We start from the raw sequence: 14,750 nt of genomic DNA, 5'->3' as shown, positions 1-14,750 counted from the left end.
GGCACGGTAGCCGCGTCTCTCCCGGGCGCGGTCAGTGCCAACGGCTGGCTGGGTCAGACCTTGGGTGGCCCGGGGTAGCCGCAGTGGGCCCAGGACTCTGGGCGGGTATACCAGGCCATCATCACCAGTTGCAGCAGCGAGGCGTGGCCCATGCGCAGCAGCGACAGGTAGCTGTTTTCCCAGCGACTGAGGAAGTTGCGGATGTCCTCGGCGCTGGCGTTCTCCCAACTGCCCCAGATTCCCGTCAGTGGTCCACGGGTCACGGCCATGCCCAGTACGTCGAACAGTTGCTGGGTCAGCTTGAGCATCTCCGGAGATAAATGGTTGAGGGCGTTGTCCAGGTTTACCAGGGCGCCGTCGACGGCAGCGGACATCCTGTCCACTGCCACGGCACCTTCGAGCATCACTGGGATCAACGCCCTCAGAAACGGCAATTCATTGCTGCGCAAAATGGCATAGCCGTTGGCCGGTGTGCTGGCGGAGCAACCGCTAAGGCTGGCGCCAAGGCCGGCGGTGGCCAGGAAGGCACTGGCGCAGAGGCCGATTTTCAGCAGGCCGCGCCGCGACAGCGCGGGTGTTTCAGACAGGCTAGGGGTCATTGTTGTTATTACCCTGCGATCGACTGGTTGAAAAATCTCGAGCAGCGACTGCGCTGGCAATCGCTGCGGTTTCAAGGCTCCTAGCGGATGAACAGCTTCTGGATCAGTTTCTGGATCGACTTGCCGTAGGGTGGGTAGATCAGGCGGGCGGCGTTGAAGCGCTGTTTGATGAACACCCCCTTGGCCTTGCTGAAGGTCAGGAAGCCCTCGTGGCCGTGATAGTGACCCATGCCGGAAGGGCCGATGCCACCGAAAGGCAGGTCATCCTGGGTCACGTGCAGCAACGTGTCGTTCATGCAGGCGCCGCCGGAGTGGGTCTCGGTGAGGACTCGCTGCTGTTCGGCCTTGTCGTAGCCGAAGTAGTACAGCGCCAGGGGCCGTGGCCGCTCGGTGACATAGGCCAGGGCCTGGTCCAGGGTCTTGTAGGGCACGATGGGCAGGATCGGACCGAAGATCTCGTCCTGCATCACCGTCATGTCGTCGTTGACATTGAGCAGCAGGCTATGGGGCAGGCGGCGTTCCTGCCCCTGGTCGAACAGCGGCACCAACTGCGCGCCTTTGCTGGTGGCGTCGCTCAGGTAGCCGTTGAGCCGCGAGAGCTGGCGCTGGTTGATGATCGCGGTGTAGTCGGGGTTGTCCACCAGGGTCGGGAAGAACCCACGCACCACCTGGCGATAAGTGTCGACGAAGGCCTCCACACGGTCCTCCGGTACCAGCACGTAGTCCGGGGCGACGCAGGTCTGGCCGGCGTTCATGGTCTTGCCGAAGGCAATGCGCTCGGCGGCGTCCTTGAGTGGCACGGTATGGGAGACGATGGCCGGGGACTTGCCGCCCAGCTCCAGGGTCACCGGGGTCAGGTTCTCCGCCGCGGCGCGCATCACATGCTTGCCGATGCTGGTGGCGCCGGTGAACAACAGGTGATCGAAGCGCAGCTTGGAGAAGGCCATGCCCACTTCCGCCTCGCCCAGGACCACGCAGACCAGGTCTTCGGGGAAGATCCGCGCCAGCAGTTGCTTGAGCAGCAGGCCGGTGGCGGGGGTCGACTCGCTGAGCTTGAGCATGACCCGGTTGCCGGCGGCCAGGGCGCCGGTCAGCGGTCCCATGCACAGGAACAGCGGGTAGTTCCAGGGCACGATGATGCCCACAACGCCCAGGGGCTGGTAGATCACCTTGGCCGAGGCTGGCTGGAAGGCCATGCCGACGGCGCGGCGGGAGGGTTTCATCCAGCGCTTGAGGTGCTTGCGGGCATAGTGGATGCCATGCAGGCTGGGCATGATTTCCGCCAGCAGGGTTTCATCGGCGCTGCGGTTGCTGAAGTCCTGGCTGATGGCGTCGATCAGCGCCTGGCGTTCGGTGTTGAGCAAGTCCTGCAAGGCCTTGAGCCATTGGTCGCGCTGGGCGGCTGGCGGCATCGGATGGGCGGCATAGGCCCGGCGCTGAGCTTCGAACAGCTCGAGCAGCCCGTCCTGTTGCTGGAGGGAATCCTGAAGGTAGGCGATCTCGGCGGACATGATCGGGCTCCGAATTTTGTGAGGTGGCTAGTTTTTTAGAGCTTATACTCTAGATTGTCAATTGCTCCTCCCGTGCCGGTGTCGATTTATCCCCAGGGGGATAGGTCGTAAAATGTCCCCAGTCTTCCGAATAAAGCCCGTATCCATGGCCCCACGTATAAAAACCCGCGAGCGCATCGTCCAGTTCAGCCTCGAGCTCTTCAACCAGCAGGGCGAACGCAACGTCAGCACCAACCATATTGCGGCGCATATGGAGATCTCCCCGGGCAACCTGTACTACCACTTCCCCAACAAGCAGGCGATCATCGCCGTGCTCTTCGCCGAATACGAAAGCCTGGTGGACAGCTTCCTGCGTCCACCGCCCGGGCGTGCCGCCACCGTGGAGGACAAGCGCTACTACCTGCAGGCCCTGCTGGCGGCCATGTGGCGCTACCGCTTCCTGCACCGCGACCTGGAGCACCTGCTGGACAGCGATCCCGACCTGGCGGCGCGTTACCGGCGCTTCTCCCAGCGCTGCCTGATCCAGGGCATGGCCATCTACGGGCGTTTCGTCGACGCCGGGATCATCGCCATGGACAGGGTGCAGATCGAATCCCTGACCCTCAATGCCTGGATCATCCTCACCTCCTGGGTGCGGTTCCTGTGCACCACCCGCGAGAACTCCACCCACCTGAGTGAAGAAGCGATCAAGCGTGGTGTCTACCAGGTGCTGGTCCTGGAGGCCGGTTTCGTCACCGAGCAGGCGCGGGGCGAGGTCAACAAACTGTTCGAAGAGTTTTACGTGCCCCTGGCCCAAGCCTTGGAAGAAGTGCAGTAGGATCAAGCCTTCGACACTTATTCACAGGAGCCCGCTATGCCCCTCGCGCAATTGATCAGCCCGCTAGCCCTGGACCAGAAGAGACAGCAGCCCGGCCTGGTGATCCTGGATTGTCGCTTTGCCCTGGAAGACCCGGACTACGGGCAACGCAGCTATGCCGAGGGGCACCTGGCCGGGGCGCATTTCGCCGACTTGAACCGGGACCTGAGCGGACCTGTGGTCAAGGGCGCGACCGGCCGGCACCCGCTGCCGGACCCGGCCCGGCTGGTGGAGCGCCTGCAAGCCTGGGGGATCGATAACGACAGCGAGATCGTGCTGTATGACGATGGCCCCGGCGCTTATGCCGCCCGCGCCTGGTGGCTGCTGGCCTGGCTGGGCAAGCGTGATGGGGTGTTCATCCTCGATGGCGGCCTCAAGGCCTGGCACGCCGCGGGTCTGCCCCTGAGCCTGGATCCGCCGCCTGCCGTCCAAGGTCACTTCAGCGGCCAGCCGGACTCGCACCTGCTGCTGGACGCGGCGCACTTGCAACAGCGCCTGGGCCAATCGGACCTGACCCTGCTGGACGCCCGGGCCCTGCCGCGTTTTCGTGGCGACGTGGAGCCTATCGATCCGGTGGCCGGGCACATTCCCGGCGCGCAGTGCGCGGCGTTCACCGACAACCTGGGCAGTGATGGGCGTTTCCTGCCGGTGGAGCAGCTCAAGCAGCGCTTTGCCGAAAAACTCGCCGGGCGTTCGCCGGAGCAACTGGTGGCCTATTGCGGTTCGGGGGTGACGGCCTGCCACAACCTGTTCGCCCTGTGCCTGGCCGGGTACCCGCTGGCCCGCTTGTATGCCGGCTCCTGGAGCGAGTGGATCACCGACTCCCGGCGGCCTGTGGCCAAGGGCGACTGAGCCCGTCGTTGCGGGCCTGGCAGCCCCGGGCCGCGCGTCACTTCAACCGGGCCCAAGCCGGGTTCAGGGTGCCTGCAAGGCGCTGCGGTAGGCCGCCGGGGCGACGCCATAGACCTGCTTGAACTGCCGATTCAGATGGCTCTGGTCGGCAAACCCCAGTTGGGTCGCCACCTCCAGCGGCAGGCAGCCGTCGCGCAGCAGGGCCCGGGCCTTGGCGATGCGCTGCTGCATCAGCCAGGTGTGGGGCGGAATCCCGGTAGCGCGGCGGAATACCCGGGCAAAGTGAAATGGCGACAGGTTCACCGCCGCCGCCAGCTCTTCCAGCGATGGCGGTTCAGCCAGCTGGGTGCGCAGCAGTTCCTTGGCTTGCACTATGGCCCGATGTTCCTGCCCCGGTTCGCGGGGCGCCTTGACCCTGGCATGGCGTTGCAGCAGCAGGAGCAGCATTTCCCGCCACAGGGTCTGTTGCTGCAGGGCGGTGGCCGGGCTTTCCAGCAAGTGATGCAGGTGCACGAAGCCCTTGACCAGGTCCGGGTCGCGGTACAGCGTCGCGCCGAAGGCCGGCAAGGTGCCGCTGGGTAGCTCCAGTTCATCCAGCAGCCCCAGTACCTGCCGGTTGTCCGGGTAGAAGGCCCGGTACAACCAGCCGTCCTCGGTGCCCTTGGCCCCGGTGTGCAGTTCATCGGGGTTGATCAGCACCAGGGTGCCGCTGCCTGCCAGGTGTTCGGCGCCCCGATAGCGGTAGCGCTGGGCGCCGGCCATGATCATGCCGATCACGAAGCCGTCATGCACATGGGGTACGAAACGGTGCTCGATGTAGCGCGCGGACAGCAACTCGACCCCGGTCAGGGGCGCGGTCTGCCAGAAGCGGATCGACTCCCGGGACGACTTATCCATGGCGACCCAGGCCTGCCAGCCATTGGGGAATCCGGCGCTCCAGATAGTAGCCGGGCTGCTTGAGGGTGCCGTCGACGAAACCCACGTGGCCGCCCTTGGCCTGCAGCTCGAAGCGGGTGCTGGCCGACAGTTCGCTGGCTTCGGGCAGGCTGTGGGGGAACACGAATGGGTCGTCGGCGGCCTGGATGATCAGGGTCGGCGTGCGGATTTCCCCGAGGAAATAGCGGCTGGAGGCACGCCGGTAATAGTCCTGGGCATCGGCAAAGCCATGCAGCGGCGCGGTGACCCGGCCATCGAAGTCCCAGAAGGTGCGCATCCGCGTCAGCGGGCCCAACTGCGCCAGGGTCGCCAGGCCTTCATGGCGGCCGTCGTGCTGGAACTGGCGCTGCTTGTCCTTGATGTAGGCCAGCATCTCGCGCATGAAGTGCGCCTGGTAGATCCGCGAAAACCCCTGGCCGATGCGATCGGCACACTGGTCCAGGCGAAATGGCACCGACACTGCGGTGGCGCCTTGCAGGAAACTGGCGCTACCGGTTTCCCCCAGGTACTTGAGCAGCACGTTGCCACCCAGGGAGTAACCCACCGCATACAGCGGCGCCTGGGGGCGCTTGGCCCGCAGGTGGGCGATGGCTGCGGCCAGGTCTTCGCTGGCGCCGGAGTGATAGCTGCGTGGCAACAGGTTGGGCTCGCCGGAGCAGCCACGCCAGTTCAGTGCGGCACTGGCCCAGCCCTGGGCCGCCAGGGCTTGCTGCAGGCCGGCCACATAGTGCGAGCTGGAGGAGCCGGTCAGGCCATGCAACACCAGCACCAGCGGTGCCTCGGCGCTATGGGGGCCGTGCCAGTCCAGGTCGAGGAAGTCGCCATCGTCCAGCCACAGGCGCTCGCGCTGGTGCTGTAGCGCGGTGGCCGGACGCCACAGCGGGCCCCACAGGGTCTGCAGGTGCGGATTGCCTAGGCCGAAGGCGGGGATGAAGCGATCTGGCGAGTCGGGCACGGGGAGTATCTCGATGCAGCGGTGCGCGGCCCGGCCGGGCCGCGCACCTTGTTCCGGCCGGCGTTAGCCGGCGTTGTCTGCCATACGTTGCCACAAGGAGTAATACACCTGCCCGGATTTTTGTTCACGGTGCAGGCGCCAGCGCATCGGCAGGCTCAGGGAGGAAGGGGCGGCCTCGCTTTCGGTGTAGATCCAGGCGTCGTCCGCCAGCCAGCCGCGCTCTTCCAGCAGGGCGCAGGCGGCGGGCAGCAGGTCCTGGTGGAATGGCGGGTCGAGGAACGCCAGGTCGAAGGCGTTCGCCGGCTGGGTCTCCAGGTAGCGCAGGGCGTCGGCGGTCTGCACTTGAGCGACGGTGCAGCGCAGGGTGCCCAGGTGCTCGCGCAGGCTGGATACCGCGACGCTGCTGTTGTCCAGGGCCAGGCCACTGGCGGCGCCACGGGACAGGGCCTCGAGGAATACCGCGCCGCTGCCGGCGAACAGGTCGATCACCTTGGCTCCGGGCACGTAGGGCGCGAGCCAGTTGAACAGGGTCTCGCGCACCCGGTCCGGGGTCGGGCGCAATCCCGGCAGGTCGGGGAAGCTCAGCTTGCGGCTGCGCCACTCGCCGCCAATGATGCGCAGCTGGCCCACGCCGTTGTGTGGGTTGTGGGCGGGTTTCTTGGTGGGACGGGCTGGACGGGCCATCAGTGCTCCGGAACCCCGAGCGGCTGCTCGGCGGGTTTGTCAGTAGGGGGCGGCAACGGCTTCTGGGCGACGGTCGGACCGGCGCTGACGATCACCATCTTGTCGACGCTCAAGTGTTTGTTCATGGCGGCCTTGACCTGCTCCACGGTCAGCGCCTGGGATTGGCGCATGAAGTCTTCCAGGTAGCTCAACGGCAGATTGTAGAAGCCCATGGCGCCCAGCTGGCCGACGATATCGGCGTTGCTGGCGGTAGATAGCGGGAAGCTGCCGGCCAGTTCACGTTTGGCGTCGTCCAGTTCTTTCTGGGTCGGGCCGTTCTTCAGGTAGTCGGCGAATACGTCTTGCACCAGCTTGAGGGTGCCTTCGCTCATCTCGGCGCGGGTCTGCAGGTTGATCATGAACGGGCCACGAACCTGCATCGGGGTGAAGCCGGAGTAGACGCCGTAGGTCAGGCCGCGCTTCTCGCGGACTTCGCTCATCAGCCGGGTACCGAAACCACCGCCGCCAAGGATCTGGTTGCCCAGGGAGACCGCAGCGTAGTCCGGGTCGTCACGGTCGATCCCCAGTTGCGCCAGCAGCAGGTTGGTCTGGGTCGAAGGGAACTCGATATGGCCGATGCTGGCCTTGGGTTCGCTGGGTTGGGCGATCTTGGCCAGGGCCGGGCCCTTGGGCAGGGCGGCGGAGACCTGGGTGGCAATCGCCTCGGCATCGCTGCGCGAGAGGTCGCCGACCAGCGCGATCACCACGTTGCCGGCGGCGTAGGCCTTGGCATGGAAGGCCTTGAGCTGGGTCAGGCTGATGGCCGGAATGCTCTGGGCATTGCCGTCGCTGGCGTGGCCATAGGGGTGGGCCCCGTACAGGCGCTTCATCAGTTCCAGGCTGGCCAGCTTGCCGGGGTTCTGCTTCTGGTACTCGAAGCCGGCGAGCATCTGGTTCTTGATCCGTGCCAGGGAGTCGGCCGGGAAGGTCGGCTTGCCCACCACCTCGGCGAACAGCTTGAGGGCCGGTTCACGCTTGTCGGTGGCGCTCAGGCTGCGCAGCGAAGCCACGGCCATGTCCTTGTAGGCACCGTTGCCGAAGTCCGCGCCCAGGCCTTCGAAGCCACGGGCGATGGCGCCGACGTCCTTGCCGGCCACGCCTTCGTTGAGCATGGCGTTGGTCAGCAGGGCCAGACCCGGGGCGTCGCCGTCCTGGCTGCTGCCGGCGGAAAAGATCAGGCGCATGTCGAACATCGGCAATTCACGGGCTTCGACGAACAATACCTTGGCGCCTTCGGCGGTGTTCCAGGTCTGCACATTGAGATTGCGATGGCTGGGAGCCTTGCCGTCCAGTTCGGCCAGGGACTGCAGCTTCTGGCTGCTCTTGGCGTTGTCCAGGGCCTGGCTGGCGTTGCTTTCGCCGGAGCGCGACAGGTACAGGCCGCCGGCGGTGATCAGCGCCACCAGCGCGGCGCCCAGCAGGATCGGCGAAGCATTCTTGCGCTTAGTCATGAGCGGATTCCTCAGGCAGTACGTGGGCCACGCTCATACGTTCCCGGGTGAAATAGGTGCGTGCAGCCTTCTGGATATCTTCCGGGGTCACGCTTTGCAGCTCGGCAAGCTCGGTGTCCATCAGCTTCCACGACAGACCGACGGTTTCCAGCTGACCGATGGCGGTGGCCTGGCTGGTGATCGAGTCGCGTTCGTAGACCAGGCCGGCGATCACTTGGGCGCGCACGCGCTCCAGTTCCTCGGCGGAAGGCGGGGTGGTCTTCAACTGGTCCAGCAGACGCCACAACCCGGCTTCGGCCTGGGCGATGGTTTTCTTCTTCTGGCTGTTGGGGGTGGCCGACAGCATGAACAGACTGTCGCCGCGGGTGTAGGCGTCGTAATTGGAGGAACCGCCGGACAGCAGCTCTTCGCCGCGCTCCAGCTGAGTCGGGATGCGCGCGCTGTAGCCGCCGTCCAGCAAGGCTGAGGCCAGGCGCAGGGCGTTGACCGCGCGCTTGTCTTCGGCGGTGGCGATGCTTGGCACGTTGAAGGCCAGCATCAGGCTTGGCAGTTGGGTCTTCACGTGCAGGGTGATCAGGCGCTCGCCTGGCTCGGCCAGTTCCATGGGGATCTTCGCTGGCGGTACGTCACGCTTGGGAATCGCGCCGAAGTAGCGCTGGGCCAGGGCCTTGACCTCGTCCGGGGTGACGTCGCCGACCACTACCAGGGTGGCGTTGTTGGGCACATACCAGGACTGGTACCAGTGACGCAGTTCCTCGACCTTCATCCGGTTCAGGTCGGCCATCCAGCCGATGGTCGGTGTGTGGTAGCCGCTGGCAGGGTAGGCCATGGCCTTGAAGCGCTCGTAGGCCTTGGACATGGGCTTGTCGTCGGTGCGCAGGCGGCGCTCTTCCTTGATCACCTCGATCTCGCGGCTGAACTCGTCGGCCGGCAGGCGCAGGCTGGCCATGCGATCGGCCTCCAGCTCCAGGGCCACGCCCAGGCGGTCACGGGCCAGAACCTGGTAGTAGGCGGTGAAGTCGTCGCTGGTGAAGGCGTTCTCCTCGGCGCCCAGGTCCCGCAGGATCAACGAGGCTTCGCCGGGGCCGACCTTCTCGCTGCCCTTGAACATCATGTGTTCCAGGGCGTGGGACAGGCCGGTCTGGCCCGGGGTTTCGTAGCTGGAGCCGACCTTGTACCAGACCTGGGAGACCACCACCGGGGCGCGATGGTCTTCGCGGACCACGACCTTCAGGCCGTTGTCGAGGGTGAATTCGTGGGTGGGTTGCGGATCGGCAGCCAGGGCTGCAAGAGGCAGACAAACTGTGCTGAGCAGCAGGCCTGCGGCGCGGCGGGCTAGGGCATTCATTCGTTTTTAAACCTGTTGGGCTGCCCGCTGGGTATGGGCCTGCGGGCGAGAGGTTGGGGCGTGTCGCCATTCATTGCCAGGCCGGGCCTTGCGGGTGGCCACGCGGTACTGGTAATGAGGGGTGACACGCCCTAGGATACTGATCCGTTTTACTGGCGGCCACGCCTATCAGGTTCTCGCGGGTCAGCAATAACTTGATCGGGTTGTATGAGTTACCGGCAATAATCCTTGATTTATCAGCTAAAATTCGACGTTTCGCCGATTTTGCCGCTCCAGTCCTTTAGTAAAATCGATCCTTGAGATGCTTCCGGGCATTTCGACAACATGTTGCGCGTGAACAAGCTGGATGAAACATAGTCTGTTCTGCATCGAATATTTATTTACCGAGGCGCCTGCTGGCGCATCGCTACCTTGAGATAGCCGTCTCCATGTTTGGTTCCAACGACGACAAAAAGACTCCAGCCGCGGCTGGCGAGAAGAAAGGCCTGTTCGGGTGGCTGCGCAAGAAGCCGCAGGAACCCGTCGTCCAGCAGCCACCAGTGCCACCAGTGCCGGCCGAGCCGGTAGCGGCTCCAGTCATCGAGCCGGCGCCGAGTGTCGCCCCGGTCGAGCCTATGGCCGCGCCGCTCGCCGAACCGCTGGCGCAACCCCAGGCCCAGCCCCATTCGTCCGCGCCGGTCGCCCCCGATCTGCCCCTGACGCCGAACCCAGAGCACAAACCCTGGCTGACCTTGCCGGTGGCCGAGGAGCCCGTGGCGCTGGTGGAGGACGTCCAGGCCGAGCATGTGACGCCGGCGATTCCGGCCGTGGCTCCGGCACCTGAGCCAGTGGCCGAGGCCCCGGTAGTCGCTGCTGTGGCTGAAGAGGCGCCTGTTGCCCCGGTGTTCGTCGCCCCCGAGCCTGTTGCTCCTGCTCCTGCTCCTGCTCCTGCTCCTGCTCCTGCTCCTGCTCCTGCTCCTGCTCCTGCTCCTGCTCCTGCTCCTGCTCCTGCTCCTGCTCCTGCTCCTGTCGCGGAGCCGGTAGCGGCCGTCGAACCGGAGCCGGCGGTCGAGCCGGTTCGTTCCGGCGAGGAGAGCAAGGTCGGTTTCTTCGCCCGCCTCAAGCAAGGCCTGTCCAAGACCAGCGCCAGCATCGGCGAGGGCATGGCCAGCCTGTTCCTGGGCAAGAAAGCCATCGACGACGAACTGCTCGAGGACCTGGAGACCCGCCTGCTGACCGCCGACGTCGGGGTCGAGGCCACTTCGGTGATCATCCAGAACTTGACCCAGAAGGTGGCGCGCAAGCAGCTCACCGACTCCGACGCGCTGTACGCCTCGCTGCAAGCCGAGCTGGCCGGCATGCTCAAGCCGGTGGAGCAGCCGCTGAAAATCGTGGCGCAGAACAAGCCATTCGTGATCCTGGTGGTCGGCGTCAACGGCGCCGGCAAGACCACCACCATCGGCAAGCTGGCCAAGAAACTCCAACTGGAAGGCAAGAAGGTCATGCTGGCCGCTGGCGACACCTTCCGCGCCGCGGCGGTGGAGCAACTGCAGGTCTGGGGCGAGCGCAACAAGATCCCGGTGATCGCCCAGCACACCGGGGCCGACTCGGCCTCGGTGATCTTCGACGCCGTGCAGGCCGCCAAGGCCCGCGGCATCGACGTGCTGATCGCCGACACGGCGGGGCGCCTGCACACCAAGGACAACCTGATGGAAGAACTGAAGAAGGTTCGTCGGGTTATCGGCAAGCTGGATGCCGACGCGCCCCATGAGGTGCTGCTGGTGCTGGACGCCGGTACCGGCCAGAACGCCATCAACCAGGCCAAGCAGTTCAACCAGACCGTGGAGCTGACCGGCCTGGCTCTGACCAAGCTCGATGGCACCGCCAAGGGCGGCGTGATCTTCGCCCTGGCCAAGCAGTTCGGCCTGCCGATCCGTTACATCGGCGTCGGCGAAGGCATCGACGACTTGCGCACCTTTGAAGCAGAACCCTTTGTCCAGGCACTGTTTGCCGAGCGGGAGCGTTCATGATTCGTTTCGAACAGGTCGGTAAGCGCTATCCCAATGGTCACGTTGGCCTGCATGAGCTGAGCTTTCGCGTCCGGCGCGGCGAATTCCTGTTCGTCACCGGCCATTCCGGCGCCGGCAAAAGCACCCTGCTGCGCCTGTTGCTGGCCATGGAGCGCCCGACTTCGGGCAAGCTGCTGCTGGCCGGCCAGGACCTGGGGCAGATCAGCAATGCGCAGATCCCGTTCCTGCGCCGGCAGATCGGCGTGGTGTTCCAGAACCACCAGCTGCTGTTCGATCGCACGGTCTTCAACAACGTGGCCCTGCCGCTGCAGATCCTCGGCCTGTCCAAGGCCGAGATCGCCAAGCGCGTAGACTCGGCCCTGGAACGCGTGGCCCTGTCGGACAAGGCCGAGCTCTACCCCGGCGACCTGTCCACCGGCCAGCAGCAACGGGTCGGCATCGCTCGCGCCATCGTCCACCGTCCGGCCTTGCTGCTGGCGGATGAGCCCACCGGTAACCTCGACCCGCGTCTTGCGGCGGAAATCATGGGCGTATTCGAAGATATCAACCGTCTGGGCACCAGCGTGCTGATCGCCAGCCACGACCTGGCCCTGATTGCCCGCATGCGCCATCGCATGCTGACCCTGCAACGTGGCCGCCTGATCGGCGATGGGGAGGCCGGCGTATGAGTGCCACCCGTACCCCTAAAGTGGCGGAGCGCGTGGCGCCCAAGGCCTCCGAGGCACCGCCGCCGAAGAAAAAACGTGACGAAGACGATGGTCCCGACTTCGGTACCTTGCTGCACGCCTGGATCGAAAGCCATCGCGCCAGCCTGCTGGACAGCCTGCGGCGCCTGGGCAAGCAGCCGATCGGCAGCTTCTTCACCTGCCTGGTGATGGCCGTGGCCTTGAGCCTGCCCATGGGCCTGTCGCTGCTGCTCAACAACATCGAGCGCCTGGGCGGCTCCTGGCAGCGGGCAGCGCAGATCTCGCTGTACCTGGATCTGGGGGCATCGGCCAGCGAGGGCGAGAGCCTCAGCGAGCAGATCAAGGGCCTGCCGGGCGTGGCGGATGCCGAATTCATCAGCAAGGAAAAAGCCCTGGAAGAGTTCCAGCAGCAGTCCGGGCTGGGCGAAGCCTTGCGCGAGCTGCCGCATAACCCGCTGCCGGGCGTGGTCCTGGTCACGCCGCAGGAAGTGGACAAGACCACCCTGGAGGCCCTGCGCCAGCGCCTGGCGGAAATGCCCAAGGTGCAATTGGCCCAGCTGGACCTGGTCTGGGTCGAGCGATTGGCGGCGATCCTCAAGCTTGGCGATCGTTTTGTCTTCGGCCTGACGGTGCTGCTGGTTTCCGCATTACTTTTGGTGATAGGCAATACCATTCGTCTTCATATTGAAAACCGCCGCACGGAGATCGAAGTGATTAAACTCGTCGGCGGCACAGACAGCTATGTGCGACGTCCTTTCCTATACATGGGCGCGCTGTATGGCTTCGGTGCGGGGATCTTGTCCTGGGGTGTCCTGGCCTTCGGCCTGGACTGGTTGAACGATGCGGTAGTGGGCCTGGCAGGCCTCTACGGCAGCGATTTCGCCCTGGCGGGGGTACCTGTCGCCGACGGTCTGTCGCTCTTGCTAGGGGCGGTGCTGTTGGGTTATATCGGTGCGTGGATTGCGGTGGCCCGCCACCTGAGGGAGCTGGCACCGAAGTAGTGTCTTTTTGCTTGTATTGACCTTTCAGCGTTCATGGGAACTTGTTTAGCGGTTTCCGGTCAATTTTCGCAGTGCTGAACTGCACGAGTTATGTGAGTCGGAGGTTTTTTCGTATGACCACTTCTTTGCAACCTGCTTACGCATTGGTTCCAGGCGCAAACCTGGAGGCCTATGTGCACACGGTGAACAGCATTCCATTGCTGACGCCGGAGCAGGAGCGTGAACTGGCCGAGAGTCTCTACTATGAGCAGGATCTTGAGGCAGCTCGGCAGATGGTGCTTGCCCACCTGCGTTTTGTCGTACATATCGCCCGCAGCTATTCCGGCTACGGGCTGGCCCAGGCCGACCTGATCCAGGAAGGCAACGTTGGCCTGATGAAAGCCGTGAAGCGCTTCAATCCCGAGATGGGCGTGCGTCTGGTGTCCTTTGCCGTGCACTGGATCAAGGCGGAAATCCACGAGTTCATCCTGCGCAACTGGCGGATCGTCAAGGTCGCGACCACCAAGGCCCAGCGCAAGCTGTTCTTCAACCTGCGCAGCCAGAAGAAACGCCTGGCCTGGCTGAACAACGAGGAAGTCCATCGCGTGGCGGAAAGCCTTGGCGTGGAGCCGCGTGAAGTGCGGGAGATGGAAAGCCGCCTGACCGGCCAGGACATGGCCTTCGATCCGGCTGCCGAAGCCGATGACGACAGCGCTTTCCAGTCGCCGGCCAACTACCTGGAAGATCACCGCTACGATCCGGCGTTGCAGCTGGAAGACGCTGACTGGAGCGACAACTCCACCAGCAACCTGCATGAAGCGTTGCAAGTGCTGGACGAGCGTAGCCGCGACATCCTCTATCAGCGCTGGCTGGCTGAAGAGAAGGCAACGCTGCATGACCTGGCGCAGAAGTACAACGTTTCCGCCGAGCGGATCCGCCAGCTGGAAAAGAGCGCAATGAACAAGCTGAAGCTGTCCATTGCCGCCTAAGCGCCAGCCAGGCCACAAGCCAAACGCCCCGAGATGATCGGGGCGTTTTTGTTTGTGCCTTGATGTTTTACTCGGCCCAGGGCGCCCGGCGTGATTCGTCCAGGCGATTGAGGTAGTCGGCCCCGCCCAGTTGGCTCATCTGCCGCCGGATCCAACCGGCACGCTGGAGCACGTAGGTACTGGGGCGAGCTGCGCTCCAGACCCGGGGGTTGGGCAGGACCGCCGCCAGCAGGCTGGCTTGCTGGCGACTGAGATTGGCGGCGCTGACGCCGAAGTGATGGCGTGCGGCGGCTTCGGCGCCGAACACGCCTTCATCCCACTCCGCACTGTTGAGATAGATCTCGAGAATCCGCTGCTTCGGCCAGAGCACCTCGATCAGGGCGGTGAACCAGGCTTCCAGGCCCTTGCGCAAGTAACTGCGGCCGGACCACAAGAACAGATTCTTCGACACTTGCTGGCTCAAGGTGCTGGCGCCGCGGATCTTGCCGCCGCGTTCGTTGTAGGCCAGGGCTGCCTGGATGGCGTCGAAGTCGAAACCCCAGTGCTCGGGGAATTTCTGGTCTTCGCTGGCGATCACCGCGACTTTGAGGTTATCGGAGATCTCGTCCCAGGGTTTCCAGCTGCGCTGCAGGTCAATGGGGTCGCCGTCGACCCAGGATTCGATCTTGCGCTCCACCATCAAGGCCGTGCCTGGTGGCGGTATGAAACGCAACAGCAGCACCAGCGCGATACTGCCGACGACGAACCACTTCAAGGCTTTTACCAGACGACGAAACAGATAACGCAGCATAGAGATGGCTTGGCCGAACCGTTTGAGCGCGCCATTATACAGACCCTTTGCGCGGAATCTGACTG

General features: G+C 64.6%; 14 protein-coding genes. 6 read left to right on the top strand and 8 right to left on the bottom strand.

Annotated elements, in window-relative coordinates:
* Positions 1 to 53: 53 nt before the first annotated feature.
* Both C4K40_RS29650 and C4K40_RS29645 read right to left on the bottom strand, forming a co-directional pair.
* Positions 54 to 599: a hypothetical protein gene (locus tag C4K40_RS29650; RefSeq protein WP_053133918.1), complete on the bottom strand. Its 546-nt coding sequence runs from the start codon at positions 597 to 599 to the stop codon at positions 54 to 56.
* Positions 600 to 679: 80 nt separating this feature from the next.
* The gene (locus tag C4K40_RS29645; RefSeq protein ID WP_022641647.1) at positions 680 to 2,110 is read right to left on the bottom strand and encodes a coniferyl aldehyde dehydrogenase; all 1,431 of its coding nucleotides are present in this window, start codon (positions 2,108 to 2,110) and stop codon (positions 680 to 682) included.
* Positions 2,111 to 2,255: 145 nt separating this feature from the next.
* Here C4K40_RS29645 and C4K40_RS29640 point away from each other — a divergent pair, with 145 nt between their 5' ends.
* Both C4K40_RS29640 and C4K40_RS29635 read left to right on the top strand, forming a co-directional pair.
* Entirely contained in the window at positions 2,256 to 2,927 is a 672-nt protein-coding gene (locus C4K40_RS29640; protein WP_022641646.1) for a TetR/AcrR family transcriptional regulator, read from the top strand.
* A 36-nt stretch (positions 2,928 to 2,963) separates the two neighbouring features.
* Positions 2,964 to 3,818, top strand: a complete 855-nt coding sequence (locus tag C4K40_RS29635) for a sulfurtransferase (RefSeq protein ID WP_053133920.1) — start codon at positions 2,964 to 2,966, stop codon at positions 3,816 to 3,818.
* A gap of 63 nt (positions 3,819 to 3,881) precedes the next feature.
* Here C4K40_RS29635 and C4K40_RS29630 read toward each other — a convergent pair whose 3' ends face one another.
* From C4K40_RS29630 to C4K40_RS29610, 5 genes are all read right to left on the bottom strand, one after another.
* Positions 3,882 to 4,715 carry an AraC family transcriptional regulator gene (locus C4K40_RS29630; RefSeq protein ID WP_053133922.1) on the bottom strand — a complete coding sequence of 278 codons (834 nt, stop codon included), beginning with the start codon at positions 4,713 to 4,715 and terminating at the stop codon, positions 3,882 to 3,884.
* Positions 4,708 to 5,709, bottom strand: coding sequence for a hydrolase (locus C4K40_RS29625; protein WP_053133925.1), 1,002 nt, complete (start codon positions 5,707 to 5,709; stop codon positions 4,708 to 4,710). Before C4K40_RS29625 ends, C4K40_RS29630 begins: the two co-directional genes overlap by 8 nt.
* A 63-nt stretch (positions 5,710 to 5,772) precedes the next feature.
* Complete coding sequence (rsmD, locus tag C4K40_RS29620) at positions 5,773 to 6,393, bottom strand: 16S rRNA (guanine(966)-N(2))-methyltransferase RsmD (protein WP_053133928.1); 621 nt, start codon at positions 6,391 to 6,393, stop codon at positions 5,773 to 5,775.
* The gene (locus C4K40_RS29615) at positions 6,393 to 7,883 is read right to left on the bottom strand and encodes a pitrilysin family protein (RefSeq protein WP_022641641.1); all 1,491 of its coding nucleotides are present in this window, start codon (positions 7,881 to 7,883) and stop codon (positions 6,393 to 6,395) included. The genes rsmD and C4K40_RS29615 overlap by 1 nt, the downstream gene beginning before the upstream one ends.
* Complete coding sequence (locus C4K40_RS29610; RefSeq protein ID WP_022641640.1) at positions 7,876 to 9,231, bottom strand: pitrilysin family protein; 1,356 nt, start codon at positions 9,229 to 9,231, stop codon at positions 7,876 to 7,878. The genes C4K40_RS29615 and C4K40_RS29610 overlap by 8 nt, the downstream gene beginning before the upstream one ends.
* Before the next feature lie 428 nt (positions 9,232 to 9,659).
* Between C4K40_RS29610 and ftsY the strand changes: the two genes are divergently transcribed.
* From ftsY to rpoH, 4 genes are all read left to right on the top strand, one after another.
* Positions 9,660 to 11,240 carry a signal recognition particle-docking protein FtsY gene (gene ftsY / locus C4K40_RS29605; RefSeq protein ID WP_124421374.1) on the top strand — a complete coding sequence of 527 codons (1,581 nt, stop codon included), beginning with the start codon at positions 9,660 to 9,662 and terminating at the stop codon, positions 11,238 to 11,240.
* Positions 11,237 to 11,908 (top strand): cell division ATP-binding protein FtsE, encoded by a 672-nt coding sequence (ftsE, locus tag C4K40_RS29600; RefSeq protein WP_022641638.1) that lies wholly within the window; start codon positions 11,237 to 11,239, stop codon positions 11,906 to 11,908. The genes ftsY and ftsE overlap by 4 nt, the downstream gene beginning before the upstream one ends.
* Positions 11,905 to 12,927, top strand: a complete 1,023-nt coding sequence (gene ftsX / locus C4K40_RS29595) for a permease-like cell division protein FtsX (protein ID WP_053133934.1) — start codon at positions 11,905 to 11,907, stop codon at positions 12,925 to 12,927. The genes ftsE and ftsX overlap by 4 nt, the downstream gene beginning before the upstream one ends.
* Positions 12,928 to 13,040: 113 nt before the next feature.
* On the top strand, positions 13,041 to 13,895 hold the full coding sequence (gene rpoH, locus C4K40_RS29590) for an RNA polymerase sigma factor RpoH (protein WP_031320666.1): 855 nt from the start codon (positions 13,041 to 13,043) through the stop codon (positions 13,893 to 13,895).
* Positions 13,896 to 13,962: 67 nt separating this feature from the next.
* On the opposite strand, the gene mtgA is transcribed toward rpoH, so the two are convergent.
* Complete coding sequence (gene mtgA / locus C4K40_RS29585; protein WP_022641635.1) at positions 13,963 to 14,685, bottom strand: monofunctional biosynthetic peptidoglycan transglycosylase; 723 nt, start codon at positions 14,683 to 14,685, stop codon at positions 13,963 to 13,965.
* Positions 14,686 to 14,750: the final 65 nt, after the last annotated feature.

Source organism: Pseudomonas sp. CMR5c (assembly GCF_003850545.1).
GTDB lineage: Bacteria > Pseudomonadota > Gammaproteobacteria > Pseudomonadales > Pseudomonadaceae > Aquipseudomonas > Aquipseudomonas piscis.
The sequence above is the reverse complement of the archived record's forward strand: the minus strand, read 5'-3'. Positions and strand labels throughout refer to the sequence as shown.

Bases quoted from the DNA above. Each gene is read 5' to 3' on its own strand.
- C4K40_RS29635 (WP_053133920.1), top strand. From the start codon at position 2,964: ATGCCCCTCGCGCAATTGATCAGCCCGCTAGCCCTGGACCAGAAGAGA.
- C4K40_RS29615 (WP_022641641.1), bottom strand. From the start codon at position 7,883: ATGACTAAGCGCAAGAATGCTTCGCCGATCCTGCTGGGCGCCGCGCTG.
- C4K40_RS29640 (WP_022641646.1), top strand. From the start codon at position 2,256: ATGGCCCCACGTATAAAAACCCGCGAGCGCATCGTCCAGTTCAGCCTC.
- C4K40_RS29630 (WP_053133922.1), bottom strand. From the start codon at position 4,715: ATGGATAAGTCGTCCCGGGAGTCGATCCGCTTCTGGCAGACCGCGCCC.
- rsmD (WP_053133928.1), bottom strand. From the start codon at position 6,393: ATGGCCCGTCCAGCCCGTCCCACCAAGAAACCCGCCCACAACCCACAC.
- C4K40_RS29650 (WP_053133918.1), bottom strand. From the start codon at position 599: ATGACCCCTAGCCTGTCTGAAACACCCGCGCTGTCGCGGCGCGGCCTG.
- mtgA (WP_022641635.1), bottom strand. From the start codon at position 14,685: ATGCTGCGTTATCTGTTTCGTCGTCTGGTAAAAGCCTTGAAGTGGTTC.
- rpoH (WP_031320666.1), top strand. From the start codon at position 13,041: ATGACCACTTCTTTGCAACCTGCTTACGCATTGGTTCCAGGCGCAAAC.
- C4K40_RS29610 (WP_022641640.1), bottom strand. From the start codon at position 9,231: ATGAATGCCCTAGCCCGCCGCGCCGCAGGCCTGCTGCTCAGCACAGTT.
- ftsY (WP_124421374.1), top strand. From the start codon at position 9,660: ATGTTTGGTTCCAACGACGACAAAAAGACTCCAGCCGCGGCTGGCGAG.
- ftsX (WP_053133934.1), top strand. From the start codon at position 11,905: ATGAGTGCCACCCGTACCCCTAAAGTGGCGGAGCGCGTGGCGCCCAAG.
- ftsE (WP_022641638.1), top strand. From the start codon at position 11,237: ATGATTCGTTTCGAACAGGTCGGTAAGCGCTATCCCAATGGTCACGTT.
- C4K40_RS29645 (WP_022641647.1), bottom strand. From the start codon at position 2,110: ATGTCCGCCGAGATCGCCTACCTTCAGGATTCCCTCCAGCAACAGGAC.